Origin of the sequence: Streptomyces sp. NPDC048603 (assembly GCF_043199475.1) — a bacterium.
Taxonomy (GTDB): domain Bacteria; phylum Actinomycetota; class Actinomycetes; order Streptomycetales; family Streptomycetaceae; genus Streptomyces.
Map to the genome: position 1 here is coordinate 236,153 of NZ_JBICVY010000012.1, position 25,059 is coordinate 261,211.

21 protein-coding genes are annotated in these 25,059 nt (G+C 73.0%); 5 read left to right on the top strand and 16 right to left on the bottom strand.

Annotated elements, in window-relative coordinates; all coding sequences use genetic code 11:
• Positions 1-149: 149 nt before the first annotated feature.
• Genes ACGFQ9_RS29110 through ACGFQ9_RS29120 form a run of 3 tightly spaced genes read right to left on the bottom strand, consistent with a single transcriptional unit; the run spans position 150 to position 2,915 of the window.
• Positions 150-779 (bottom strand): TetR/AcrR family transcriptional regulator, encoded by a 630-nt coding sequence (locus ACGFQ9_RS29110; RefSeq protein ID WP_393577844.1) that lies wholly within the window; start codon positions 777-779, stop codon positions 150-152.
• The gene (locus tag ACGFQ9_RS29115; RefSeq protein ID WP_393577845.1) at positions 776-1,876 is read right to left on the bottom strand and encodes a saccharopine dehydrogenase; all 1,101 of its coding nucleotides are present in this window, start codon (positions 1,874-1,876) and stop codon (positions 776-778) included. The genes ACGFQ9_RS29110 and ACGFQ9_RS29115 overlap by 4 nt, the downstream gene beginning before the upstream one ends.
• A gap of 46 nt (positions 1,877-1,922) precedes the next feature.
• Positions 1,923-2,915, bottom strand: coding sequence for a GlxA family transcriptional regulator (locus tag ACGFQ9_RS29120; RefSeq protein ID WP_393577846.1), 993 nt, complete (start codon positions 2,913-2,915; stop codon positions 1,923-1,925).
• Between the two features lie 67 nt (positions 2,916-2,982).
• On the opposite strand from ACGFQ9_RS29120, the gene ACGFQ9_RS29125 reads away from it, so the two are divergent.
• Complete coding sequence (locus ACGFQ9_RS29125; RefSeq protein ID WP_393577895.1) at positions 2,983-3,387, top strand: cupin domain-containing protein; 405 nt, start codon at positions 2,983-2,985, stop codon at positions 3,385-3,387.
• An 86-nt stretch (positions 3,388-3,473) separates the two neighbouring features.
• Here the strand turns inward: ACGFQ9_RS29125 and gatB are convergent, their stop codons facing one another.
• The 11 genes from gatB to ACGFQ9_RS29180 form a co-directional block, all read right to left on the bottom strand.
• Positions 3,474-4,985 (bottom strand): Asp-tRNA(Asn)/Glu-tRNA(Gln) amidotransferase subunit GatB, encoded by a 1,512-nt coding sequence (gene gatB, locus ACGFQ9_RS29130; RefSeq protein ID WP_393577847.1) that lies wholly within the window; start codon positions 4,983-4,985, stop codon positions 3,474-3,476.
• A 15-nt stretch (positions 4,986-5,000) separates the two neighbouring features.
• Entirely contained in the window at positions 5,001-5,240 is a 240-nt protein-coding gene (locus ACGFQ9_RS29135; RefSeq protein WP_393577849.1) for a hypothetical protein, read from the bottom strand.
• The gene (gene gatA, locus ACGFQ9_RS29140) at positions 5,237-6,745 is read right to left on the bottom strand and encodes an Asp-tRNA(Asn)/Glu-tRNA(Gln) amidotransferase subunit GatA (protein WP_393577851.1); all 1,509 of its coding nucleotides are present in this window, start codon (positions 6,743-6,745) and stop codon (positions 5,237-5,239) included. The genes ACGFQ9_RS29135 and gatA overlap by 4 nt, the downstream gene beginning before the upstream one ends.
• Positions 6,746-6,750: 5 nt before the next feature.
• Positions 6,751-7,047, bottom strand: coding sequence for an Asp-tRNA(Asn)/Glu-tRNA(Gln) amidotransferase subunit GatC (gatC, locus tag ACGFQ9_RS29145; RefSeq protein WP_365117419.1), 297 nt, complete (start codon positions 7,045-7,047; stop codon positions 6,751-6,753).
• Between the two features lie 574 nt (positions 7,048-7,621).
• On the bottom strand, positions 7,622-9,826 hold the full coding sequence (locus ACGFQ9_RS29150) for a putative bifunctional diguanylate cyclase/phosphodiesterase (protein ID WP_393577853.1): 2,205 nt from the start codon (positions 9,824-9,826) through the stop codon (positions 7,622-7,624).
• Between the two features lie 376 nt (positions 9,827-10,202).
• Positions 10,203-12,401: an NAD-dependent DNA ligase LigA gene (gene ligA, locus ACGFQ9_RS29155; protein WP_393577855.1), complete on the bottom strand. Its 2,199-nt coding sequence runs from the start codon at positions 12,399-12,401 to the stop codon at positions 10,203-10,205.
• A 22-nt stretch (positions 12,402-12,423) separates the two neighbouring features.
• Positions 12,424-13,422, bottom strand: coding sequence for a methionine synthase (locus ACGFQ9_RS29160; RefSeq protein WP_393577857.1), 999 nt, complete (start codon positions 13,420-13,422; stop codon positions 12,424-12,426).
• Complete coding sequence (locus tag ACGFQ9_RS29165; protein WP_393577858.1) at positions 13,419-14,108, bottom strand: SDR family oxidoreductase; 690 nt, start codon at positions 14,106-14,108, stop codon at positions 13,419-13,421. The genes ACGFQ9_RS29160 and ACGFQ9_RS29165 overlap by 4 nt, the downstream gene beginning before the upstream one ends.
• Before the next feature lie 80 nt (positions 14,109-14,188).
• Positions 14,189-14,533, bottom strand: a complete 345-nt coding sequence (locus tag ACGFQ9_RS29170; RefSeq protein ID WP_393577859.1) for a DUF1330 domain-containing protein — start codon at positions 14,531-14,533, stop codon at positions 14,189-14,191.
• A gap of 68 nt (positions 14,534-14,601) precedes the next feature.
• Positions 14,602-17,988 (bottom strand): S8 family serine peptidase, encoded by a 3,387-nt coding sequence (locus ACGFQ9_RS29175; protein WP_393577861.1) that lies wholly within the window; start codon positions 17,986-17,988, stop codon positions 14,602-14,604.
• Between the two features lie 89 nt (positions 17,989-18,077).
• Entirely contained in the window at positions 18,078-19,112 is a 1,035-nt protein-coding gene (locus ACGFQ9_RS29180) for a GlxA family transcriptional regulator (protein WP_393577863.1), read from the bottom strand.
• Positions 19,113-19,237: 125 nt separating this feature from the next.
• Here ACGFQ9_RS29180 and ACGFQ9_RS29185 point away from each other — a divergent pair, with 125 nt between their 5' ends.
• Positions 19,238-20,164 carry an NADP-dependent oxidoreductase gene (locus ACGFQ9_RS29185; RefSeq protein WP_393577865.1) on the top strand — a complete coding sequence of 309 codons (927 nt, stop codon included), beginning with the start codon at positions 19,238-19,240 and terminating at the stop codon, positions 20,162-20,164.
• Positions 20,165-20,189: 25 nt separating this feature from the next.
• Here ACGFQ9_RS29185 and mnmA read toward each other — a convergent pair whose 3' ends face one another.
• Complete coding sequence (mnmA, locus tag ACGFQ9_RS29190; RefSeq protein WP_393577866.1) at positions 20,190-21,329, bottom strand: tRNA 2-thiouridine(34) synthase MnmA; 1,140 nt, start codon at positions 21,327-21,329, stop codon at positions 20,190-20,192.
• 70 nt (positions 21,330-21,399) lie between these two features.
• On the opposite strand from mnmA, the gene ACGFQ9_RS29195 reads away from it, so the two are divergent.
• The 3 genes from ACGFQ9_RS29195 to ACGFQ9_RS29205 all read left to right on the top strand — a co-directional run bounded on the left by ACGFQ9_RS29195 (position 21,400) and on the right by ACGFQ9_RS29205 (position 23,554).
• The gene (locus ACGFQ9_RS29195) at positions 21,400-22,035 is read left to right on the top strand and encodes an N-acetylmuramoyl-L-alanine amidase (protein ID WP_393577867.1); all 636 of its coding nucleotides are present in this window, start codon (positions 21,400-21,402) and stop codon (positions 22,033-22,035) included.
• Positions 22,036-22,120: 85 nt separating this feature from the next.
• Positions 22,121-22,831: a hypothetical protein gene (locus ACGFQ9_RS29200; RefSeq protein ID WP_393577868.1), complete on the top strand. Its 711-nt coding sequence runs from the start codon at positions 22,121-22,123 to the stop codon at positions 22,829-22,831.
• A gap of 15 nt (positions 22,832-22,846) precedes the next feature.
• Entirely contained in the window at positions 22,847-23,554 is a 708-nt protein-coding gene (locus ACGFQ9_RS29205) for a hypothetical protein (protein WP_393577869.1), read from the top strand.
• Positions 23,555-23,680: 126 nt separating this feature from the next.
• Here the strand turns inward: ACGFQ9_RS29205 and ACGFQ9_RS29210 are convergent, their stop codons facing one another.
• Entirely contained in the window at positions 23,681-24,844 is a 1,164-nt protein-coding gene (locus ACGFQ9_RS29210) for a cysteine desulfurase family protein (RefSeq protein ID WP_393577871.1), read from the bottom strand.
• Positions 24,845-25,059 lie beyond the last annotated feature (215 nt).

Below are 25,059 nucleotides of genomic sequence, written 5' to 3' on the forward strand. Positions count from 1 at the left end.
GCCGTCCCGGTCACGCCTCCGGTCGAGCCCTGGCAGGTCCGGTACGCGGGCCGTTTCCGCCACTACGGCAGGCCCGCATCCGACGTGTGGTCGGCCAAGACCGTCACGCTGGAGTGTCTGTGCGGGGTCGTCAGCCGGGAGCACGGCCATCAATCAGCCGACCGGTTCGAACGCCCATCGGCCGCCCGAGTCCCTCGGTCGCCTCCCTCCAGCAACCCGAGCAGCACCCCGCGGAGCCGGGCCTCCGTGGGGGTGGCGGGGCGGCCCGCGATGCCCGAGCGGAACAGGGACGCGCCCTCCATGAGCATCAGGAAGACCTCGGCGCGGGAGCGGGCCTCCTCCGGGGCGGTGTCCGGGGCGTGGGCCAGGATGAAGGCCGCGACCTGCTCGGCGTAGGCGGCGTAGAAGGCGGTGACGGCCGCCGCGGCGTCGGCGTCGTGCGCGGCCATCGCCCAGACCTCGGTGAACAGCCGCACCAGCGCCGGGTCGTCGTGGTCGGCGAGGACGCCCTCCAGGGCGGCCCCGGGACCGGTGTCCGGCCCGTCGGCGGCCAGGCCGGCTATCCGTTCCAGGGAGCCGGCCAGGATGCGTTCCAGCAGCGCGGCGAGCAGTTCCGTGCGGGACGGGAAGTAGTACTGGAGGTGGCCGAGGCGGACGCCGGCCGCGTCCGCCACCGCCCGCATGGTGAGTTCCGCGCCGCCCGAGGTGCCCAGGACGTGCCGGGCCGCGTCCAGCAGGGCCGTACGCCGCTGCTCGCCCTTGGGGGTGGCGGCGGTCACGCGGCGGCCGGGGCCGAGGTCCGGTCGATCTCCACGGCGACCCCGTGCTCCGCCAGTGCTTCGAGCGCGCGGACCGGGTCCGGGTGCTGCTCGGGGAAGGCCACGCCGGCGTCCGGGGCGGGCGATCCGTCGAGGCCGAGCACCCGCCGCAGCCCGAGGAACGCGCCGAGCGCGGTGAGCCGGCTCTGACCCTGCGGGTCGGTGACGTTGGCGGTGCGGGTGGTGCCGCGGTACGTCACGTCCACCCGGAAGCCGGCGGTGCCGCCCTCGCCCGGGGAATGCAGCAGGGCGCGGCGTACGGAGGTCCAGCGGTCGCCGCCGGCCCAGCGGAAGAACCCGGTGCCGCCCAGGGCCAGCAGGGCGCGGGTGGCGCCGGCCGAGCTGAAGCCGATGCGGGTGGCGGCGGTGGCCGCGCCGAGGGTGAGCGGCAGGGTGAACTGCTCGGGGGTGTCGATCCGGGCCACCTTGACCGCGTCGTCGCCGATGCGGACCGTACGGGCGTCGCTGAGCGGGGCGGCGAGGCGGCGGCGGCCGCCCTCGACCACCTCGAAGTGCACGCCGAGGCGGTCCATGAACTCCACGGAGTCCGCGCCGGCCCGGTCGGCCATGTCCCAGCGGACGGAGGTCTCGACCCGGTCGGCGCCGCCGAGTTCGGCGGCCAGGGCGGCCGCGGCGAGGCTGCTGACGCCGCCCATCCAGGCGGAGGAGAGCAGCACCGGGGCGGTGGGACGGAGCAGGGCGGCCACGGTGACGGCGCGCTGGAGGCGGGCCGTCCAGCGGGTGATGTCCACGTAGGGGACGCCGGCCGTGACGGCCGCGCGGAGCACCCGGTCGTCGGGGTCGTTGACCGAGCCGACGACGGCGCGGACCGGCGCGGCGAAGGGCGCGGGGTCGGCGAGGTCCCAGGCCCGCACCTCGCCGCCGACCATGGTGGCGAGCCTCTTGCCGCGCTCCGGCGAGCGGCCGGTGAGGAGTACGGGGGCCACGGGGGCGACGAGCCGGGCGATCTCGGTGCCCACGGTGCCGTAGCCGCCGGTGATCAGCACGGGACCGTCGGGGTCGTGCCGGAGCCGGTCGGTGATCTGATGGTCAGTCATGGGCATGATTTTAGGTCCATCGACCTAAAAATGGGGTGAGGTCCCGTCAGCCGGCCTCCGGGCCGAACCGGCGCCGGTACGCCGACGGGGTGATGCCCGTCTGACGGCGCATGAGCGTGCGCAGGTTGGTGGCGGTGCCGAGCCCGCTCCGCCGCGCCACCACTTCGAGACGGGACTCGCCCCGCTCGATCAACCGGCAGGCCAGAGCGAGCCGTTCACCCGTGAGCCACACCAGCGGGGTCGTTCCCAGCTGTGCCCGGAAGCGGCGGTGCAGCGTGGCCGGACTGACCGCCGCCCGCGCCGCGAGGTCCGGCACCGTGAGCACGGAGTCCAGCCGTTCCTGGGCCCAGGCGAGGACGGGTGCCAGGGACTCGTCGGGCAGGTCGGGGATCGGGCGTTCCACGAACTGCCGCTGCCCGCCGTCCCGGTGCGCGGCGAAGACCAGCCGCCGGCTCACGGAGTTGGCGACTTCGGCGCCGTGGTCGCGGCGGACCAGGTGCAGCCCGAGGTCCAGCGCGGCCGCGCTGCCCGCGGCGGTGAGGATGTCACCGTCGTCGACGAACAGCACGTCCGGTTCGAGGCGGACGGAGGGGAAGCGGCTCCGGAAGGAATCCGCCCACTGCCAGTGCGCGGTGGCCCGGCGCCCGTCGAGGACCCCGGCCTCGGCCAGGGTGAAGGCACCGCTGCAGAAGCCGACCAGGCGCGCGCCGCGCGCGTGGGCCCGCCGGATGGCGTCGAGTACGGCGGGGCGGCGGGGCACGTCGGTGTCGGGGCGGTTGGGGACGATCAGGGTGTCCGCCGTGTCGGCCGCCTCCAGCCCGAGGACTCCCGTCAGCGTGAAGAATCCGTCCCTCATCAGGGTGCGGGGCTCGGATGAGCAGAGCGTGAAGTCGTAGAGGTCACGGCCGATCTCAGGTCGGCGCAGACCGAAGACCTCGGTGGCACAGCCCAGTTCGAAGGGGTTGGAGTTCTCGTCCACGATCACGACCACCCGGTGCACGCCGGACCTGCGAAGGCGGTGCGAGGATTCTTTCGGCATGTGCGATTCCTAGCACTCACCCGGGCCGTGCGGAACGGCTCAGGATGAACCCATGACCGAGCAGCCCATGACGAACCAGCCGATCCCCCTGCACGAGGCCCTGGCCTCCTTCGACGCCCTGTGGAGCCCCCGCATCGTCACGCGCGTCAACGACTACGACGTCCGCGTCGCCAAGGTCGAGGGCGAACACGTCTGGCACGCGCACGACGACACCGACGAGTTCTTCCTGGTGCTCGACGGGGAGCTGCACATCGCGTTGCGCGAGCCCGGCACCGGCACCGGCGAGCGGACCGTACGGCTCCCCCGTGGCGCGGTCTTCACCGTCCCCCGCGGCACGGAACACAGGCCGTCCGCTCCGTCCGGCGCGTCCATCCTCATGTTCGAGCCCTCCGGGACGCTGACCGTCGGCGACCGGCACGACGAGATCCCCGGCCATGTGGACGTGACCACCGGACACGACCTCAAGGGCTGAGCCGGAGCCGATGCCACGGAAAAGAGCCGGCGCGGCCGGTCGTGGGAAACGACCGGCCGCGCCGGCTCGGCGGCATCGGGAGGGGATCAGCCCTCGGTGACGCCCAGGCGCTCCAGGATGAGCTCCTTCACGCGGGCGGCGTCCGCCTGGCCGCGGGTCGCCTTCATGACCGCGCCGACCAGCGCGCCCACGGCCGCGACCTTGCCGCCGCGGATCTTGTCCGCGATGGCCGCGTTGCCGGCGATGGCCTCGTCCACGGCCGTGCCCAGCGCGCCCTCGTCCGAGACGACCTTCAGGCCGCGCTTCTCGACGACCTCGTCCGGGGTGCCCTCGCCCGCGAGGACGCCCTCCAGCACCTGGCGGGCCAGCTTGTCGTTGAGCGAGCCGTCGGCGACCAGCGCCGCCACCCGGGCCACGTCGGCCGGGGTGATCGGGAGCTCGTCGACGCCGACGCCCTGCTCGTTGGCGTTGCGGGCCAGCTCGCCCATCCACCACTTGCGCGCGGCGACCGAGTCGGCGCCCGCCTCGATGGTGGCGATGATGGAGTCCACGGCGCCCGCGTTGAGCATCGACTGCATGTCGAACTCGCTGACGCCCCACTCCTCGCGGAGCCGGTTGCGGCGCACCCGCGGCATCTCGGGCATGCCGCCCCGCAGTTCCTCGACCCAGGCGCGGGCCGGGGCGACGGGGACCAGGTCGGGCTCCGGGAAGTACCGGTAGTCCTCGGCGTTGTCCTTGATGCGGCCGGAGGTGGTGGTGCCGTCGTCCTCGTGGAAGTGACGGGTCTCCTGCACGATGGTGCCGCCGGACTGGAGGACGGCCGCGTGGCGCTGGATCTCGAAGCGCGCCGCGCGCTCGACCGACCGGAGCGAGTTGACGTTCTTGGTCTCGCTGCGGGTGCCGAAGGTCTTGGTGCCGTTCGGGCGCAGCGACAGGTTCACGTCGCAGCGCATCTGGCCCTTGTCCATGCGGGCCTCGGAGACGCCGAGCGCCTTGATGACCTCGCGGAGCTCGGCGACGTACGCCTTGGCGACCTCGGGGGCCCGCTCGCCCGCGCCCTCGATCGGCTTGGTGACGATCTCGATGAGCGGGATGCCGGCCCGGTTGTAGTCCAGCAGGGAGTGGGACGCGCCGTGGATACGGCCGGTGGCGCCGCCGACGTGGGTCGACTTGCCGGTGTCCTCCTCCATGTGGGCGCGCTCGATCTCCACGCGGAAGACCTCGCCGTCCTCCAGCTGGACGTCCAGGTAGCCGTTGAAGGCGATCGGCTCGTCGTACTGGGAGGTCTGGAAGTTCTTCGGCATGTCCGGATAGAAGTAGTTCTTCCGGGCGAAGCGGCACCACTCGGCGATCTCGCAGTTCAGCGCGAGGCCGATCTTGATGGCGGACTCGACGCCGGTCGCGTTGACGACCGGCAGCGCGCCGGGCAGGCCCAGGCAGACCGGGCAGGTCTGCGAGTTGGGCTCGGCGCCCAGCTCGGTCGAGCAGCCGCAGAACATCTTGGTCTTCGTACCGAGCTCGACATGGACCTCCAGGCCCATGACGGGGTCGTACGACGCGAGGGCCGCCTCGTACGACAGCAGTTCAGTGACAGTCACGGTGGAACTTCCCTCTCAGCCCAGCAGGACGTCGTCGTCGCCGAGGCGCTTCAGCTCGCGGTACAGGATCGCGAGGCCGGTGACGATGGCGGCAGCGGACACAACGGCGTCGATCAGCTGGAGCGTGTCGTTCTCGGTGCGGGCCCTGCGGGCCTGCTTGATCACGCTGATCGCGCCGAACGCGGTGGTGCCGATCGACAGATAGGTACCGGACTTTGACTTCTTGAAGCCCTTGGCCTTGGACAGTGCACTCACAGGGACGGAGCCTCCTCCAGCAGCGGGTGGCCCCAGCGCGCGGTGAAGGCGGCCTCGACGGCGGCACCGACCTTGTACAGGCGGTCGTCCTTCATCGCCGGGGCGATGATCTGCAGTCCGACCGGGAGACCGTCCTCCGGCGCCAGGCCGCACGGGAGCGACATGGCGGCGTTGCCGGCCAGGTTGGTCGGGATGGTGCACAGGTCCGCGAGGTACATCGCCATCGGGTCGTCGGCGCGCTCGCCGATCGGGAAGGCGGTGGTCGGGGTCGTCGGGGAGACGATCACGTCGACCTTCTCGAAGGACTTGTCGAAGTCCTGGGAGATGAGGGTGCGGACCTTCTGGGCGGAGCCGTAGTACGCGTCGTAGTAGCCGGAGCTCAGCGCGTACGTGCCCAGGATGATGCGGCGCTTGACCTCGGGGCCGAAGCCGGCCTCGCGGGTGAGGGCGGTGACGTCCTCGGCGGAGCGGGTGCCGTCGTCGCCGGAGCGCATGCCGTAGCGCAGACCGTCGAAGCGCGCCAGGTTGGACGAGCACTCGGACGGGGCGATCAGGTAGTACGCGGCGAGCGCCAGGTCGAAGGACGGGCAGTCCAGCTCGACGATCTCGGCGCCGAGCTCCTTGAGGAGCTCCACGGACTCGTCGAACCGCTGCAGGACACCGGCCTGGTAGCCCTCGCCGCGGAACTGCTTGACCACGCCGACGCGCATGCCGGCGACGGAGCCGTTGCGGGCGGCCTCGACGACCGGCGGGACCGGGGCGTCGATGGAGGTGGAGTCCATCGGGTCGTGACCGGCGATGACCTCGTGCAGCAGGGCCGCGTCCAGGACCGTGCGGGCGCAGGGGCCGCCCTGGTCGAGGGAGGAGGAGAAGGCCACCATGCCGTAGCGGGAGACCGCGCCGTAGGTGGGCTTCACGCCGACGGTGGCGGTGACGGCGGCGGGCTGGCGGATGGAACCGCCGGTGTCCGTGCCGATCGCGAGGGGCGCCTGGAAGGCGGCCAGGGCGGCCGCCGAGCCGCCGCCGGAGCCGCCGGGGATGCGGGTCAGGTCCCACGGGTTGCCGGTGGGGCCGTAGGCGCTGTTCTCGGTGGAGGACCCCATGGCGAACTCGTCCATGTTGGTCTTGCCGAGGATGACGACGTCGGCGTCCTTGAGGCGCTTGGTCAGTGTGGCGTCGTACGGCGGGATCCAGCCCTCGAGCATCTTCGAACCGACGGTCGTCGGAACGCCGACCGTGGTGAAGATGTCCTTGAGCGCGAGCGGTACGCCGGCCAGCGGGCCGAGCTTCTCGCCGGCGGCGCGCTTGGCGTCGACGGCGCGGGCCTGGGCGAGGGCACCCTCGCGGTCGACGTGGAGGAAGGCGTGCACCTTCTCGTCGACGGCGTCGATCCGGGCCAGGTGGGCCTCGGTGACCTGGACGGCCGTCAGCTCGCCGGAGGCGATCTTCTCGGCGGTCTCGGCGGCGGTGAGCTTGATGATGCTCGTGTTGCTGTGGTCGCTCATATCGGTTAGTCCTCCCCCAGGATCTGCGGCACCTTGAAACGCTGCTGCTCCTGGGCGGGGGCTCCGGAGAGCGCCTGCTCGGGGGTGAGCGACGGTCGGACCTCGTCCGTGCGCATGACGTTGGTCAGCGGCAGCGGGTGGGAGGTCGGCGGGACGTCTTGGTCGGCCACCTCGGCGACGCGGGCGACCGCGCCGATGATGGTGTCGAGCTGTCCGGCGAAGTGGTCGAGCTCGCCTTCGGCCAGTTCCAGACGTGCCAGCCGAGCGAGGTGGGCGACCTCCTCGCGCGTGATGCCAGGCATGCAGCGATCCTCTGGGGGTGAGTGTGTAGTTTCGGCCCCAATCCTATGGGGCCACCGCCCCGACCCGTGAAACGGTTAAGCCCGGCGGGGCTGGGCTGCCGCTGCGCGGAGCGTCTCCCCACCCCGCCCCTTCCCGAAACCGGGGCTCCGCCCCGGCCCCCTACGGGGCCTGCGGCCCCGAACCCCGCCGGTGGGGCTGCGCCCCGTCAGGGGCGCGGGGAACTGCGCGAACGGCCACGGACGGCCCACAGGCCGGCGCAACGGGACCGCCCCGGACCCCCGGGGGGCTGCGCCCGTCAGGGGCGCGGGGAACTGCGCGACCAGCCCCCACCGGCCCGCAGGCCTGGTACGAACGGGGCTGCCCCGGACGGGGGCGGGGTCCGGGGCGGAGCCCCGGTTTCGGGAAGGGGTGGGGCGGGGAAGGCCCCCGGCCGGGGTCCGGGAGCCGGACGGAAGTGGGGCCGGACGGGGTCCGGGAGCGGGCCGGGGTGCCGTGTGCCCACCCGTGCCGCCCTGCGGCACGACTGCCCACACGGCCGGGGCGGGCGGAGCCCGGGGCGGGGGCCGGCCCCGGCTAGGGGGCCGGGGTGTCGGAGAGCTCCGCGGTGATGTCCGCCGGGCGGCGCCAGCCGCGTTCGCCGCGGGCGAGGAGCCAGGCGGTGGCCTCCTGGGGAGGCATCGCCGCGGCGACCAGCCAGCCCTGGACCGCGTCGCAGCCCAGGTCGCGGAGGCGTTCCCAGGTCTCGTCGTCCTCCACGCCCTCGGCGACCACGAGCAGGCCCAGGGAGTGGGCCAGGTCGACCGTGCAGCGGACGATCTCCGCGTCCTGGGCGTCGACCGCCAGGCGGGCGACGAACGACCGGTCGATCTTCAGTTCGCTGACCGGCAGGCGGCGCAGGTGGACGAGCGAGGAGTAACCGGTGCCGAAGTCGTCCAGGGACATCTTCACGCCGTGGCCGGTGAGGCCCGCCATGGTGTCCGCCGCCCGCTGGGGGTCTTCGAGGAGGACGTGTTCCGTTATCTCCAGCTGGAGGGCGCCCGCCGGGACGCCGTGGCGCGCGAGGCGGGCGGCGACGGCTCCCGCGAAGCCGGGGGTGTGGACGTCGCGCGGGGAGACGTTGACCGCGACCGGAACCTTCAGGCCCTGCGCGCGCCAGCGGGCGACCTGGGCCAGGGCGGTCTCCAGGACGTACTCGGTGAGGTGGGGCATGAGGCCGGAGGTCTCGGCGATCGAGATGAACTCGTCCGGGGGGACCCGGCCGCGCTCCGGGTGGACCCAGCGGACCAGCGCCTCCAGGCCGGCGACCTGGCCGTCGAAGCGGACCTTCGGCTGGTAGTGGAGTTCCACCTCGCCGGTGTCCAGGGCCCGGCGGAGGTCGCCGAGGAGGCCCAGGCGGTCGGGAGTGTTGCTGTCCCGCTTGGACTCGTAGACCTCCACCCCCGTGCGGTCGCGCTTGGCCTGGTACATGGCCACGTCCGCGCGCCGGAGGAGGCCCTCCGCGTCGAGCGCGTGGTCGGGGAAGACCGCGAGGCCGGCGCTGGCCTCCAGGACCAGGGTGAGTCCGTCGAGGTCGAGGGGGGAGCTGAGCTCGGCCACCAGGTGGCGGACGACCCGCTGGGCGCTGGTGGTGGAGTCTGTGGTGGGGAGGAGGACGGCGAACTCGTCGCCGCCCAGACGGGCCGCCTCCGCCTGGCCGGGGAGGGCCTGCCGGAGCCGTTCGGAGATCTGGAGGAGGAGGCGGTCGCCCGCCAGATGGCCCAGCGTGTCGTTGACGGCACGGAACCGGTCCAGGTCGATCAACACAAGAGCAGACCGGGTGCCCAAACGTTCAGCCTCGTCCAGGGCGGTCCAGGTGCGCTCCAGCAGCCACTGCCGGTTGGGCAGTCCGGTCAGCGGGTCCCGCAGCTGCTCCTCGGCCCGCGCCCGGGCGATCCACAGGGTGGAGTCGAGGGCGATCAGCGGGATCGAGAACAGCGGCAGCAGCACCGGCTGGGTCACCGCGACCACGCAGATCAGCGGGGCGATGCCGAGGAGGGCGACGGCGACCAGCGCCTGCCGCAGCAGGGCCGTCCGGGCGACGGTGGGCAGTCCGCCGCCGCGCGGGGCCACCGCGAACCAGAGCAGCAGCCGCGTCACCAGCAGGTAGGCGACCGCCGCCAGGGCCACCTCGGGAGCCGCCTCCAGGCCCCAGTCGTCCGGCCCCCAGGGGGACTCCACGCTGGGGTTCTCACCGAAGAGGGCGAGGACGAGCGCCCCGGCGCCGATGCCCAGGACGTCCACCGAGGCGTGCAGCAGCCCCTGCCGCCAGCGCTGCCGCCGGGCCGCGCCGACCAGCCCGGCCACCGCCAGCGCGACCAGCCCGGCGGGGACCCAGCCGTAGAGGATGAGCACGCCGAGGGTGAGGGCCGCGCCGGAGCCGGTGCCGCCCCACCAGCGGTCCCGGCCCAGGGCCACCAGGTGACCGACGAGGATGCCGGCGAGCACGGCGAGCGCCCAGCCCGCGCTGCCGCCGGGGAACAGGGCCTGACGGTCACTCAGCACCCCGGCCACGCCGGTGACGAGCAGCGCGGCGGCCAGGCCGACGACGGCGAGCGGCAGTGCGGAGCGGTTCCCGAGCAGTCCGGTCAGTCCGCTGCCCGCACCGCTGCCCGCGCCGGTGTCCGGCGGGCGGATGCCCCGGGTCCTGGACGCCGGCACGCGGAAGCGGCCCATCCGGACCGACCGGAGCTCCCCGCCGCCGAAATCAGGTGACGGGTCGGCGCTTTCGGTGGGTTTCATGCCCGTCCCTCTCACAGCCGGCGATGCCGATGCCACGCGATGGCCTCGTAGTCATGCCATCACGGCTGGATTCGCACCACGCAGCCGTGCACGACAGACGCACCCCTCAACAGTAGGACGCAGGAGGCTCCCAGGGGCAGCGGTCGGCGGTGGTTGCCCAAATGCGACCCAGCCATCCTCATCAGTACGGTATCCGCCGAACGGGTGAGATTGGACCAGGACCCCCCTGTCACCCCTCCGATGATCCGACAGGTCACCAGCCTGTGACCAGCCCTCAACCAGCCGTTTGCCACCCGGATCCGCGCCCGGCGTGCGCCCGCCCGTACGGCCGCACGCCACGCATCCGTTCGCCTTCGCCATTCCCCGTTCCGGGGTCTTACTCCGCTGCGGGCGCGTCGTCCACCGGGAGGGCCGCCGCCCGTGCCGCGTCCGGGCCCTCCGACAGCAGCACTTCGAAGCCGGCGTCGTCCAGCACCGCCAGCTTCAGCTGCACGGCCTTGTCGTACTTCGAACCCGGGTTCTCACCGACCACGACGAACGAGGTCTTCTTCGAGACCGAGCCGGTCACCTTCGCGCCCCGGCTCTGCAGGGCCTCCTTGGCACCGTCCCGGGTGTGGTTCTGCAAAGTGCCGGTGACCACCACCGTCAGGCCCTCCAGCGGGCGCGGGCCCTCCTCCTCGCCGGTGGCCTCCTCCTCCATCCGCACGCCGGCGGCCCGCCACTTGCGCAGGATCTCCCGGTGCCAGTCGACGGCGAACCACTCCTTGAGCGAGGCAGCGATGATCGCGCCGACGCCTTCCGTCGCCGTCAGCTCCTCCTCGGTGGCCTGTTCGATGCGCTCGATCGACCGGAACTCACGGGCGAGGGCCTCCGAGGCGACCGGGCCGACGTGCCGAATGGACAGGGCGTTGATGATCCGGGCGAGCGGGCTCTGCTTGGCGGCCGCGATGTTCTCCAGCATGGCCAGGGCGTTCTTCTTCGGCTCGCCCTTCTGGTTGGCGAAGACCGTGACGATCTTCTCCTCGCCCGTCTTCGGGTCCCTCTTGGGCAGCCCGCTGTCCTGGTCGAGGACGTACGCCTTGATGGGCAGCAGCTGCTCGATGGTGAGGTCGAAGAGATCACCCTCGTCGAGCAGCGGCGGCTGCGCCGGCTCCAGCGGTCCGGTGAGCGCGGCAGCCGCGACCATGCCGAAATTCTCGATGTCCAGGCACTGACGGCCCGCCAAGTACGAGACGCGCTCGCGCAGCTGGGCCGGGCAGGTCTGCCCGTTCGGGCAGCGGAGGTCGATGTCGCCCTCCTTCATGGGCCGCAGCGGGGTGTCGCACTCCGGGCACTGCGCCGGCATCACGAACTCCCGCTCGGTGCCGTCCCGCAGGTCCACCACCGGGCCGAGGATCTCGGGGATGACGTCACCGGCCTTGCGCAGCACCACGGTGTCGCCGATGAGCACGCCCTTGGCCTTGACCACGTCCTGGTTGTGCAGGGTGGCGAACTCCACCTCGGAGCCGGCCACCGTCACCGGCTCCACCTGCGCGTACGGGGTGACCCGGCCGGTGCGGCCGACGCCCACCTTGATGTCGATGAGCTTGGTGTTGACCTCCTCGGGCGCGTACTTCCAGGCGATCGCCCAGCGCGGGGCGCGCGCCGTGGAGCCCAGCCGGCCCTGCAGCGGGATCTCGTCCAGCTTGACGACCACGCCGTCGATCTCGTGCTCGACCGAGTGCCGGTTCTCCCCGAAGTGCCCGATGAACTCGCGGACTTCCGCCAGGGTGCCCACGACGCGGTTGTGCCGGGCGGTGGGCAGGCCCCACTCGTGCAGCAGCTCGTAGGCCTCGGAGAGGCGGCCGATGTCGAAGCCCTCGCGTGCGCCGAGGCCGTGCACCACCATGTGCAGCGGGCGGGTGGCGGTGACCTTCGGGTCCTTCTGGCGCAGCGAGCCGGCCGCGGCGTTGCGCGGGTTGGCGAAGGGCTTGTCCCCCGCCTCGACCAGCCGGGCGTTGAGCTCTTCGAACTTCTCCATCGGGAAGAAGACCTCGCCGCGGATCTCCACCAGCTCCGGGACCCGGTCGCCCTTGAGGCGGGCCGGGATCTCCCCGATCGTGCGCACGTTCGGCGTGATGTCCTCGCCGGTGCGGCCGTCGCCGCGGGTGGCGGCCCGGGTGAGCCTGCCGTTCTCGTACGTGAGGTTGACGGCCAGGCCGTCCACCTTGAGCTCGCACAGGTAGTGGTACTCCGAGGAGCCCACGTCCCGGGCGACCCGGTCGGCCCAGGCCGAGAGCTCCTCGTCGTCGAAGGCGTTGTCCAGGGACATCATGCGCTCGCGGTGCTCGACGGAGGCGAAGTCCGTCGCGTACGACCCGGCCACCTTCTGGGTGGGCGAGTCGGGCGTGCGCAGCTCCGGGTACTGCTCCTCCAGTGCCTCCAGGGAGCGCAGCAGCTTGTCGAACTCGGCGTCGCTGACGACCGGCTGGTCCTTCACGTAGTACCGGAAGCGGTGCTCCTCGACCTGCTCGGCCAGCAACTGGTGCTGCTCGCGCACCTCCGCCGGTACCGTCTCCTGCTGTTCGGCTGCCATGCCGTGTCCTCCCGTGGGTCCGTCACTCAGGGTTGTCGGCGAGCGACCTCGCCGCCCTGACGCAGTGGGCCAGAGCCGCACGGGCATAGCCGGGCGAGGCGCCCGCCAGACCGCACGAGGGGGTGACCACGACGGACTCGGCGAGAGTCCCCGGAGCCAGCCCCAGCCTGCGCCAAAGCTTCCTGACACCCATGACGCTACCGGCAGGGTCTGACAACGGAGCGTCGGTGCCCGGCACCACTCCGGTGAAGAGTTTCAGGCCGGCCTCCACCGACTCGCCGATGGCGTCGTCCTCGCGCTCGGTGAGCAGCGAGAAATCGAACGACACCCCTGTCGCGCCGGCCCGCCGCAGCAGCGCGAAGGGCACCTCGGGCGCGCAGGAGTGGACGGTGACGTCCCCGTCGTGGACGGCGAAGAGGTCCCGGAGCGCGCCCTCGACCACCTGCCGGTCCACGGCCCGGTAGGTGCGGTAGCCGCTCGCGGAGCGCACCCGTCCCTGCAGCACGGAGGTGAGCGAGGGCTCGTCGAACTGCAGCACGATCTCGGCACCGGGGATCCGCTTGCGTACGTCGGCCAGGTGGTTGCGGAGCCCCTCCGCCAGGGACCCGGCGAGGTCCCGGCAGGCGCCCGCGTCCTGCAGCAGCGCCTCGCCGCCGCGCAGCTCCAGTGCGGCGGCGAGCGTCCACGGCCCGACGGCCTGCACCTTCAGCCGGCCCCGGTAGTCCTGGGTGAACTCCTCCAGCGCGTCGAGGTCCTCGCCGAGCCAGGACCGGGCCCGCCGGGTGTCCCGGCCGGGGCGGTCGCTGATCCGCCAGCCGCTGGGCTCGACGTGCGCGTACAGGTCGACGAGCAGGCCGAGGGAGCGGCCGATCATGTCGGAGCCGGGGCCGCGGGCGGGCAGCTCGGGCAGGTGGACGAAGTCCTCGAAGGTGCCGGTGACCGTCTTGGCGGCCTCGCGGGCGTCGCCGCCGGGCATCGACCCGACACCGGTGGCGCCGCCCGTGGCGTGCGTCGCGCTCATCGCCCCGGCCGCACGGTCAGGTCGTTGACCTCGGCGTCGCGCGGCAGGTCGACCGCCATCACGATGGTGGTGGCCACGGACTCCGGGTCGATCCACGCCTCCGGGTCGTACTCCTTGCCCTCCTGGGAGTGCACCTTGGCCTGCATCGGGGTGGCGGTGCGGCCCGGGTAGACGGAGGTGACGCGCACGCCGTTCTTCCTCTCCTCGCCCCGCAGCGAGTCGGCGAGGGCCTTCAGCCCGTGCTTGGAGGCGGCGTACGCGCTCCAGTCGGGGTGGGCGGCGAGGCCGGCCCCGGAGTTCACGAAGACGACCTGTCCGTGGCCGGCCCGCAGCGAGGGCAGCAGCAGCCGGGTGATCTCGGCGGGCGCGATCAGGTTCACGTTGAGCTGCTGGTGCCAGGTCTTCGGGCGCAGCTCGCCGACGGGCCCGAGGTCCACGATCCCGGCGATGTGCAGCAGGGAGTCGAGCCGGTCGGGGAGCGCCTGGTGGGAGAAGGCCCAGGAGATCCGGTCGGGGTCGGCGAGGTCGGCGACCAGCGCCCGCGATCCCGGGTAGCGGGCGGTGAGCTCCTTGCCGCGGGCGGCGTCGCGGGCCAGCAGGATGAGCTCGTCGCCGCGGGCGTGCAGGCGGGCGGCGACGGCGGCGCCGATGCCGGAGCCGGCGCCGGTGATCAGGTGAGTAGGCATGGGCCCATGCTCGCACTCCGCCGCCCCCGCCCCGGCAGCCGTCCGGGCCCGGCTGGGGCGCGGGTCACCGGGGCGGACGTCTACAGGCCCGCCGCGTCCCGGAGGGCGGCCGCGGTCTTGGTGGCGTCATAGCCCGGCGGGACGCCGTCGAGCAGCAGGATCTCGCCGTCCATGTGGCGGGCGCGGAGCGGGATGATGGCCTGGTAGGCGTCCGAGGCGTACCAGGCGCGGGCCGTCTCGATGTCCGGGAAGGCGATGACGACGACCTGGGAGGGAAAGGTGCCCTCCAGGACCTCGGGCCGGGTGCCGTGCACGAGGAAGCGGCCGCCGAAGGGGTTCATGGTGGACTGGATCTCCTCGATGTAGCGGAGGATGTCCTCGTTCATGGTCTCGGGGCGGATGACGCCCATCGCGTATGCGGTCATGGACCGATGGTGCCCGGGGCACGGCCCCGGAGGCGATTACCTCCGGGGTCATGCCGGACCGACGTACGTCAGCCTGCGAAGTACGCGCGGGTGACGGCGACTTCGGACTTGTTGCCGCCGGTGTCGACGACGGTGCCGCGCAGGGACACGTGGCCGCCCTTCGCCGGGTTCTTGACCTGGACCGCGCCGCCCTGCACCGGCAGTTCCCGCCAGGTGTAGCCGTCGTCGTAGGAGACCGACACCGTCAGGGACTTCAGGGCCTTGCCGGCCGCGGCGCCCTGGACGGTGACCGGGACGCGGACCGTGCGGCCGGCCGGGGAGGTGCCCGTCAGGGACAGCTCGGGAGTGAACCGGACCACCGAGGCGGGGATCCGTGCCGGGTCCCCCTCCGCGGGCGTGGCCGCCGAGCGGAACCACCAGGTGGCGGTCACCCTGGCCGAGGTGCGCTGGACCGACTCGGGCTGGGTGGCCTGGCTGACCAGCTTGTACGAGGCGTCACCGGCGGGCACCTCGAAGCGTCCGCTGCTGCGGAGCTCCTCGTCGGTGCTGCCGACGACCACGCCGTTGCGGTAGAGCACGGTCTTGCCCTTGGCGAGGAGGTCGACGCCGTCGTGGCCCGAGCCGTCCGCGAGCAGCGGTACGGTGCCCCACAGCTCGTCGCCCTTGCGGTAGAGGCCGCGTCCGGCCGAGGTGTCCACCCGCGGGCCGAAGACCCCGGTGTTGAACCGCTCGCGGTACTTCTTCCCGGCCTGGTAGGGCTTCGGACCGTCGAAGACGTAGATCGTCTCGTCGAGCGGGAAGCCGTTCTCGTCCTGGCCGGCGGACTGCTGGGCGAACATGTCCCAGTTGACCCCGTCCACCGCGGACAGGTGGAGCTTCACCGTGGTGGGCGCGGGCCTCGGAAGGGAGAAGCCGCTGGCGTTGGTCTGGCCGGGCAGCAGGCCGAAGGTGACGGCCAGGCCCTTCTTGCCGGGGACGGAGGCGCCCACCTCGGCCGAGACCTCGGCCAGTTCGGTCGCCTTCAGGTGCCGGGTGTAGCCGGTGGCGAGGCGCTTGACCGGGCCGCCGAGCGCGGCGTGGTACTCGTCGTTCGCCCCGTCCGCCCAGTGCGCGTCCCACTGCTGGAAGAACTCGGTGCCGGGTGCCGCGTCGGGCCCCTGGTGCGCGGTGCGCAGGGCGCCGTAGGAGTCCAGCCACCAGCCGAAGATGATCTCCTCGCCGCCGCTGCGGGCGGTGTAGCTGGGTGCCGCGAAGGTGGGGACAGCGGTGCGGGAGGGCACCGTGATGTCGACCGGCCTGGCGGTGCGCGCGTCCAGGGTCACCGTGGTGTCGCGGGTGACGTCGAGGCGGGGCCGGGAGATCCAGTCGACGCCCTTGGCGAAGTCCTGCGGGTCGGCCAGGACGCTCCCGTTGAGCAGGTAGCCGCCCTTGGGCACGCGGACGGTCTCGGAGCCGTCCTCCTCGTACCGGGAGAACCGCTTCCCGGCGGCCGGGCCGGTGAGGCCCTGGACGGCGGTGCTGTAGCTCTTGGCCGGCTTGCCGTCGCGGCCGAGGTGCCTGACGGTCAGGTTGTAGGACTCGACCTCGCGTTCGGCTGCGACGGCCGTGCGGACGGTCTGCCCGCCGGGGCCGGTGGCGACCGCGTGCGCCGTGTAGGTGCCGTCGGCGGAGCCGAGCCGGGTGTTCAGGGTGAGCCCGGCGGAGGCGGTACCGCCCGCGGGGACGGTCAGCCTGGCCTTGTCGAAGGCGAGGAACCCGGCCGGGGCGGGCTTGCCGTCGGGGCCGGTGGCGGTGACGGCGAGGTCCAGGGTGACCGGGGCGGTGCCCAGGTTGCGGTAGGTGACCTGCTTCCGCTCGGGCGTGTCGTCGTGGTGCGGCCACGGCTGTCCGGCGAAGGTGAGGGAGACCGGTTCGGCGATCACGCCCTGGCCGAGCGCCCGGTCGACGGCGATACGGCCGCTGCCCTGCTGGAAGGGGCCGTACGCGCCGGGCTTGGCGGAGGCGGTGAGGACGCCCTTGAGCTGACCGCCGGTCCACTTCGGGTGCTGCTGCTTGAGCAGGGCGGCGGCGCCGGCGGCGTGCGGGGCGGCCATCGAGGTGCCGGAGATGCTGAGGTAGCCGGGCGGGTTCTGGCCGACCTGGCGCTCGATGAGGCTGCCGGGGGCGGCCGCCGCGGTGGTGTCCACACCGGGGGCGGTGACGTCCGGCTTGATGGCGCCGTCGCCGGTGCGCGGTCCGGTGCTGGAGAAGGCGGCGAGGGCGTCGTCGTCGTCGACGGCGCCGACGGTGAGGGCGGCGTCGGCGCTGCCCGGCGAGCCGATGGTGCCGGAGCCGAACTCGCCCGAGTTGCCGGCGGAGATGGCGAAGAGCACGCCCTTGTCGGCGGAGAGCTTGTTGACGGCCGCCTCGAGCGGGTCGATCGCGGGGGTGTCGTAGCCGCCGAGGCTGAGGTTGACGACCTGGGCGCCCTGGGCGACGGCCCATTCCATGCCGGCGATGATGCCGGAGTCGGGGCCGGAGCCGGTGTCGTCGAGGACCTTGCCGCTGAGCAGCTTGGCGCCCGGGGCGACGCCCTTGAGCTTTCCGCCCGACTTGGCGCCCGTACCGGCCGCGATGGAGGCGACGTGGGTGCCGTGGCCGACGCGGTCCTTGGCGTCGGCGGCTTCGGAGAAGTTCCGCTCGGCGAGGACCTTGCCGCCGGACAGGTCGGGGTGGGTGGCGTCGACGCCGCTGTCCAGGACGGCGATGGTCACGCCGGTGCCGTCGTATCCGGCGGCCCAGGCCTTGTCGGCGCCGATCTGCCGGGTGCTCTTGTCCAGGTTCGCCGTGCGGATGCCGTCCAGCCAGACGGTGGCGATCCCGGGGGCGGCCGTGCGCCGGTCGCCGGTGCGCCGGTCGGTGAGGGCGTCCCAGAGGGCGGCGGCCCGGTCGGGCGTGGCGCTGATCGCCTCGGCGCCGAGGAAGGCGTACGTACGGTTCACCTGGAGCCCGCCCGCGGAGCGCAGGGCGGACCGGGCCGCCGGGGCGGAGCCGCCCTCGTAGCGGACGATCACCTGGAGGCGGTCGCCGCGGGACCTGCGGTATTCGGCGCGGCTGAGCTCGGTGATGTCGAAGAGGCGGGGGTCGAGCCTGCCCTCGTCGATCAGGCGCTGCGCGTCGTACGGCACGACGCTGGTGCGGCCGTGGGCCCGCTGGACCGAGACGGGTATCTTCTCGCGGCCCTTGGCGGGCCGGAAGCCGGCGGGCCGGCCCTGCGCGTCGACGGTGACCCGGTCGCCGGTGATCAGGGTGAGGTGGGTGAGGCCCTTCGGGCCGGGCTGTTGCTGCTGTCCTGCGCCGAAGGGCGTGGGTGCGGGTACGGCTGAGGCGGGTGTGGTCAGACCCGCCCCGAGGGCGATGGCGGCGGTGACCGCTAACGCGGCCACCCCCTTCCGTCGGCTGCGATGTGTGCGCACGTCAATTCCCCCCTGGAAATGAGGCGATCGCCCGTGGAGCGGATCTCGCTCCGTGGAGCCCGCAGTATCACCCGGGGGCTGACGCGTGATCAACCATGCGTCACAGCAAGGTTGTTGGGGCTGAAGGTGCGGCGGTAAGCGGCCGGGGAGACTCCGATGGCGGTCCTCATGTGCGCACGCAGGGAGTTTGCGGATCCGAAGCCGGCCCGGTGCGCGACCAGGTCGATCGGCAGGTCGGTGGTTTCCAGCAACTGTTTTGCCAGTTCCAGTCGTTGGGCGGTGAGCCACTGCACCGGGGTCATGCCGACCTCGTCGCGGAACCTCCGGGTGAAGGAGCGCAGGCTCATCCGGGCGTGCTCGGCGAGCTGCGTGAGGGACAGCGGTTCGCCGAGGTGCTCCAGGGCCCAGGCCCGGGTGGCGGTGGTGTCGGCGACGGTGGGTTCGGGGACCGGGCGGTCGATGTACTGCGCCTGCCCGCCGTCCCGCCAGGGCGGTACGACGCACATCCGCGCGGCCCGGTTGGCGACGGCCGCGCCGTGGTCGCGGCGGATCATGTGCAGGCACAGGTCGACGCCGGCGGCCACGCCCGCGGAGGTCAGGACGTCGCCGTCGTCGACGAAGAGGACGTCCTCGTCGACCTTCACCCGGGGATAGGCACGGCGGAACTCGGGGGCGAGGTTCCAGTGGGTGGTGGCCGGACGTCCGTCGAGCAGTCCGGCCGCGGCCAGCACGTAGGACCCGGTGCAGATGGACACCAGGCGGGTGCCGGGGTGGATGCCGGCGATGGCGGCGGTGACCTCGGGGGGCAGCGGGCCGCCGTGGCCCAGCTCGGGCATGGCGTGGGTGGGCGGGAGGATCACGGTGTCGGCGGCGGCCATGGCCTCCGGGCCGGCCGCGGGCTGCACGGTGAAGCCGGCGTCGCTGAGCACGGGGGCGCCGTCGGCGGTGCAGACGGTGACCTCGTACAGCGGGCGGCCTCCGTCGTCCACGGCGCAGCCGAACACCCGGGAGGGGATGCCGAGCTCGAAGGGGGGCACCCCGGGCAGGGCGAGCACCGCGATCCGGTGCGGCCCGGACGGGGCCGACGAATCGGACAGACCGGATGGATGGCGCGTTTCGCTCATGGCCAGATCCTGTCACATAGTGGCCAAACGGCCAACACCATGGGCCGCCGGGCTACCGGATCGTGGACTGCGTCGCCGGGAAACAGCCGGCGCGGAACCAGACGGAACGGAACGAGGCGGACATCATGCGTGCAGTGGTCGTGGAGCAGTGGGGCGGACCCGAGACCCTGGTCGAGCGCGAGGTCGAGCGTCCGGAGCCGGGACTGAACGAGGTCCTGGTCCGGGTGCACGCGGCCGGCGTGAACCCGGTGGACTGGAAGACCCGCGCCGGCGGGCACCTCATCGAGTGGGGCGCCGTACCGGCGGTCGGCTGGGACGTGTCCGGCACGGTCGAGGCCGTCGGTCCCGGCGTCGGGATCTTCCGTCCCGGTGACGAGGTCTACGGGATGCCGCTGTTCCCGCGCCAGGCCGGCGGGTACGCCGAGTACGTGGTGTCCCCGGCCCGGCACCTGGCCCCGAAGCCGGCCGGCCTGACCCACGCGGAGGCGGCGGCACTGCCGCTGGCCGCACTGACCGCCTGGCAGGCCCTGGTGGACGCGGCGGACGTGCGCCCCGGCGAGCGGGTGCTGGTGCACGCGGCGGCCGGCGGCGTCGGCCACTTCGCGGTGCAGATCGCCAAGGCCCGCGGCGCGTACGTGATCGGCACGGCCAGCGCCGCCAAGCACGACCTGGTGCGGGAGCTGGGCGCCGACGAGGTGGTCGACTACCGCGAGGTGCGCTTCGAGGACGTCGTCTCCGACGTCGACGTGGTGCTGGACGCTCTCGGCGGGGAGACCGGCGAGCGCTCCCTGAAGGTGCTCCGCCCCGGCGGCCGGCTGATCACCCTGCCCGGCCCGGACGACGTCCCGGCCGCGGCGCCCGAAGGCGTGCGGGCGCAGTTCGTCCTGGTCGAGCCGGACCACCTGGGCCTGCGCGAGATCGCCGCCCTGGTGGAGCGCGGCGAGCTGAGGCCGGTGGTCGACACGGTGCTCCCGCTGTCCGAGGCCGCGAAGGCCCACGAGCTCGGCGAGCGCGGCCGCACCACCGGCAAGATCGTCCTGTCGGTCGCCTGACGGGGACGGGCCGCCGGGCCGGACGTCAGACCGTCGTGGCGGCGCCGGCCCGGGTGGTCGAGGCGATGGTGGCGGAGCCGACCACGCGGGTGCCGTCGTAGAGGACGATCGCCTGGCCGGGGGCGACGCCCCGGACCGGCTCGTCGAAGGCGACCCGCAGCTCGCCGTCCACCAGCTCCGCGGAGACCTCGGTCTCGCCGCCGTGGGCGCGCAGCTGCGCCGTGTAGCGCGCCGGCCCGTCGGCGGGGGCGGTGCCGCACCAGCGCGGCTTGATCGCGGTCAGGGCGCCGACGTCGAGGGATTCGGCCGGGCCGACCGTGACGGTGTTGTTCACCGGGGAGATGTCCAGGACGTAGCGCGGCTTGCCGTCGGGCGCCGGGTGCCCGATGCGCAGGCCCTTGCGCTGGCCGATGGTGAAGCCGTACGCGCCGTCGTGCGAGCCGAGCCGGTTGCCGGCCTCGTCGACGATGTCGCCCTCCGCCTTGCCCAGCCGCTTGGCCAGGAAGCCCTGGGTGTCGCCGTCGGCGATGAAGCAGATGTCGTGGCTGTCGGGCTTCTTCGCCACGGCCAGGCCGCGGGCCTCCGCCTCGGCGCGGATCTCCTCCTTGGTGGTGATCGTGTCGCCGAGCGGGAAGAGCGCGTGGGCGAGCTGCTTCTCGTCGAGCACGCCGAGCACGTAGGACTGGTCCTTGGCCATGTCGGAGGCGCGGTGCAGTTCCCGCGAGCCGTCCTCGTTCACCACGACCGTCGCGTAGTGGCCGGTGCAGACCGCGTCGAAGCCCAGGGCGAGGGCCTTGTCCAGCAGCGCCGCGAACTTGATCTTCTCGTTGCAGCGCAGGCACGGGTTCGGGGTGCGGCCGGCCTCGTACTCGGCGATGAAGTCCTCGACCACGTCCTCGCGGAACCGCTCGGCGAGGTCCCAGCAGTAGAAGGGGATGCCGATGACGTCGGCGGCGCGGCGGGCGTCGCGGGAGTCCTCGATCGTGCAGCAGCCGCGGGCGCCGGTCCGGAAGGACTGCGGGTTCGCGGAGAGCGCCAGGTGTACGCCGGTCACGTCGTGCCCGGCTTCGACCGCGCGGGCGGCGGCGACGGCGGAGTCCACGCCGCCGGACATGGCGGCCAGGACGCGGAGTGGGCGGGCGGTGCGCGGCAGGGTGTCAGTCATAGCCCGTCCAGGGTACGCGGGAACCGGGCGCGGCCACGGTGCGTTATTCCGTCGCAGGGGGGTGAGGGTCATGAGGACCAGGCGGGTCGTGCTGCTGGGCGGGCTCGGTGTGCTCGCGGCGGCCGCGGTGGCCGGCCGGGAGGAGATAGAGCGCGGGTACTGGTTGCTGCCGGGGGTGTCCAAGCCCCGCAAGGAGGGCGAGCTGGACCAGCCGGGGGCGAACTGGACGGGCGCCTCCCCGGCGAACTGGCGGCTCGCGGACCGGCCGGACGACTACCGGGTGGACCGGATCGTGGTGCACGTCACGCAGGGCGGCTTCAAGTCCTCGGTGGACGCGTTCAAGAACCCCTTCCACAAGGCGTCCGCGCACTACATCGTGCGGCAGGACGGTCACATCGAGCAGATGGTGCGCGAGCTGGACGTGGCGTACCACGCGGGGAACCGCTCGATGAACGAGCGGAGCATCGGCATAGAGCACGTCGGGTTCGTGGACCGGCCCAAGGACTTCACGGCCGAGATGTACGAGTCCTCGGCGCGGCTGGCCGCGCGGATCTGCAGGCAGTACGGGATCCGCCCGGACCGGAAGCACATCCTGGGCCACAGCGAGGTTCCCGGGGCCGACCACACCGACCCGGGCCCGCACTGGGACTGGGACCGCTACATACGGCTGGTGCGGGCCGAGGTCGACCGGAACGGCTCCCACTGAGCCGGGCGCGCCCGTCCGACCCTGCGGGCTCCCCTCCTCCGGCCTAGGCTGAACGTGTGGCCTGCTCCCTGTCGGAGGTGAGGCGATGTCCGGGTTCGCGGGAGTGGCGCTGGGTGTGGGCGCCCTGCTGGTGGGCTTCGCAGCCCCGTACGGGAACGGGATCGAGGACGATCCCCCTCGGGTGATCATCGAGAAGGGCACGCAGACGCTCGCCAAGGCCAAGTCGGTGCGGATGCTGGCAAAGGTCGTGGAAGTGTCCGGGACCACCACGCTGGACCTCCACTTCGACGTGGACGGCAACTGCACGGGCAGCGTCACCCCGCCCGGGAACGCCGGCCGCGCGGAGATCGTCAAGCGGGGCCAGGACGTATGGCTGAAGCCGGACGCGAAGTTCCTGCAGGCCCAGATGCCGGGCCCGGCCGGGCAGGATGCCGCCGAGGTGATCAACGGCCGCTGGATCCACGGCAGCGCCGGCAACCCGATGCTGGGCGATTTCGCGGAGGTCTGCGACCTGTCCGCCTTCCAGAAGCAGTACGCGTCCAAGCCCCGCACCGCCAACGCGGAGAAGGGCGGCAAGACGGAGGTCGACGGCAAGCCCGCGATCACGGCGACGAGCCGCACCGGGGCCGAGTCGACCACGTACTACGTGGCCACGGAAGGCACTCCGTACCTGCTCCAGGTGGAGGGGCGGAAGGCCGGCCAGCAGGGCAAGGCCACCTTCACCGAGTACGACAAGCCCGTACCGGCGAAGACCCCGTCGAAGGCCGAATCGGTCGAACTGTCCAACCTGCAGTGAGGCAGGGGTGAGGCGATGTCCGGGTTCGCGGGAGTGGCGCTGGGCGTGGGCGCCCTGCTGGTGGGCTTCGCAGCCCCGTACGGGAACGGGATCGAGGACGATCCCCCTCAGGTGATCATCGAGAAGGGCCGGCAGACGCTCGCCGAGGCCAAGTCGCTGCGGATGGTGGCGAACGCGACGGAGGCGGCGGGGAGAGGCGTGATGGACCTCCGCCTCGACGTGGACGGCAACTGCGCGGGCAGGATCAGCTCCCCCGGGATTCCGGGAAGCGCGGAGGTCATCAAACGGGGCGGGGACGTGTGGATGAAGCCGGACGCGAAGTTCCTGCAGGGCGTCCTGCCCGGGCAGACCGGGAAGGACGCCGCCAAGGTGGTCAACGGCCGCTGGATCCACAGCACCACGGACAACCCGGTGCTGAGCGACCTCACGGATTTCTGCGACCTGAACCACTGGTCCGACGAGGAGGCGTGGAAGCCGCCCGGACCGGCGAAGAAGGGCGGCGAGGCAGAGGTCGACGGCAAGCCCGCGATCAAGGCGAGCAGCAGCTCCGGCAGTGAGACGGTCACGTACTACGTGGCCACAGAGGGCGCGCCGTACCTGCTCCGGGTGGAGGCACGCGAGGAGGGCAGGAAGGCCGAGGCCACCTTCTCCGAGTACGGCACGCCGGTGCCGGCGAAGACCCCGGCCGAGGCCGAGTCCGTGGACGCGTCCGAGCTCCCGTGACGTCGTACGGCCCCGGCTCCCCAGGCCCTCTCTTTCGGATCTTGCCGGAGAGGCCCGTGCCGGGCTGCGCGGGCCTGGGGGTACCTCCCAGCGGTAGCTGGGGGAGCAAGATCCGGAAGAGAGGGCCTAGCTGAGTCCGGCGGTGCGGGCGCGTTCGACGGCCGGGCCGATGGCGGCGGCCAGGGCGGCCACGTCCTCCTTGGTCGAGGTGTGGCCGAGGGAGAAGCGGAGCGTGCCGCGCGCCAGGTCGGGGTCGGTGCCGGTGGCGAGCAGGACGTGGCTGGGCTGGGCGATGCCGGCGGTGCAGGCGGAGCCGGTGGAGCAGGCGATGCCCTGGGCGTCGAGGAGCAGCAGCAGGGAGTCGCCCTCGCAGCCGGGGAAGCTGAAGTGGGCGTTGGCCGGGAGCCGGTCGTCCGGGTCGCCGCCGAGGACGGCGTCGGGGACGGCGGCGCGCACGGCGGCGATCAGCTCGTCGCGCAGGGCGCCGATCTCCGCGGCGAACCGCTCGCGCCGTTCGACGGCGAGCCCCGCGGCGACCGCGAAGGCGGCGATGGCGGGGACGTCGAGGGTGCCGGAGCGGACGTGCCGCTCCTGCCCGCCTCCGTGCAGTACGGGCACGGGGGTCTGGTCGCGGCCGAGCAGCAGGGCACCGATGCCGTACGGGCCGCCGATCTTGTGGCCGCTGACGGTCATGGCGGCGAGGCCGGAGTCGCCGAAGCGGACGTCGAGCTGGCCGACGGCCTGGACCGCGTCGGAGTGCAGGGGGATGCCGAACTCGGCGCAGACGGCGGCGAGTCCGGCGACCGGCATCACGGTGCCGATCTCGTTGTTGGCCCACATGACGGTGGCCATCGCGAGGTCGTCGGGGTTCCGCTCGATCGCGGCGCGCAGGGCGTCGGGGTGCACGCGGCCGTGGGGGTCGACGGGCAGGTACTCGACGGTCGCGCCCTCGTGCTCGGCGAGCCAGTGCACGGCGTCGAGGACGGCGTGGTGCTCGACCGGGCTGGCCAGGATCCGGGTCCGGGACGGGTCGGCGTCCCGGCGGGCCCAGTACAGGCCCTTGACTGCGAGGTTGTCGGCCTCGGTGCCGCCGGCGGTGAAGACCACCTCGCTCGGGCGCGCGCCGAGCGCCTCGGCGAGGGCCTCGCGGCCCTCCTCGACGGTCCGCCGCGCCATGCGGCCGGCGGCGTGGAGCGCGGAGGCGTTTCCGGTGATGCCGAACTGGGCGGTCATCGCGGCTGCCGCCTCCGGCAGCATCGGGGTGGTCGCGGCGTGATCGAGGTAGGCCATGGTTCCCCGATTCTACGGGCCCCGCCTCCGCCGCCGTGCGGGGCCGGTCGGCCGTTCCCACGGCCGTGTGTGCGGGCGTGCCGTACCCCGCGACGCGTGGGCGGGCGTGCCATTCACGCGGCCGTGTGGGCAGGCGTGCCGCACCGCACCGCCGTGTGGGCAGGCGTGCCGCACCGCACCGCCGTGTGGGCAGGCGTGCCGCACCGCACCGCCGT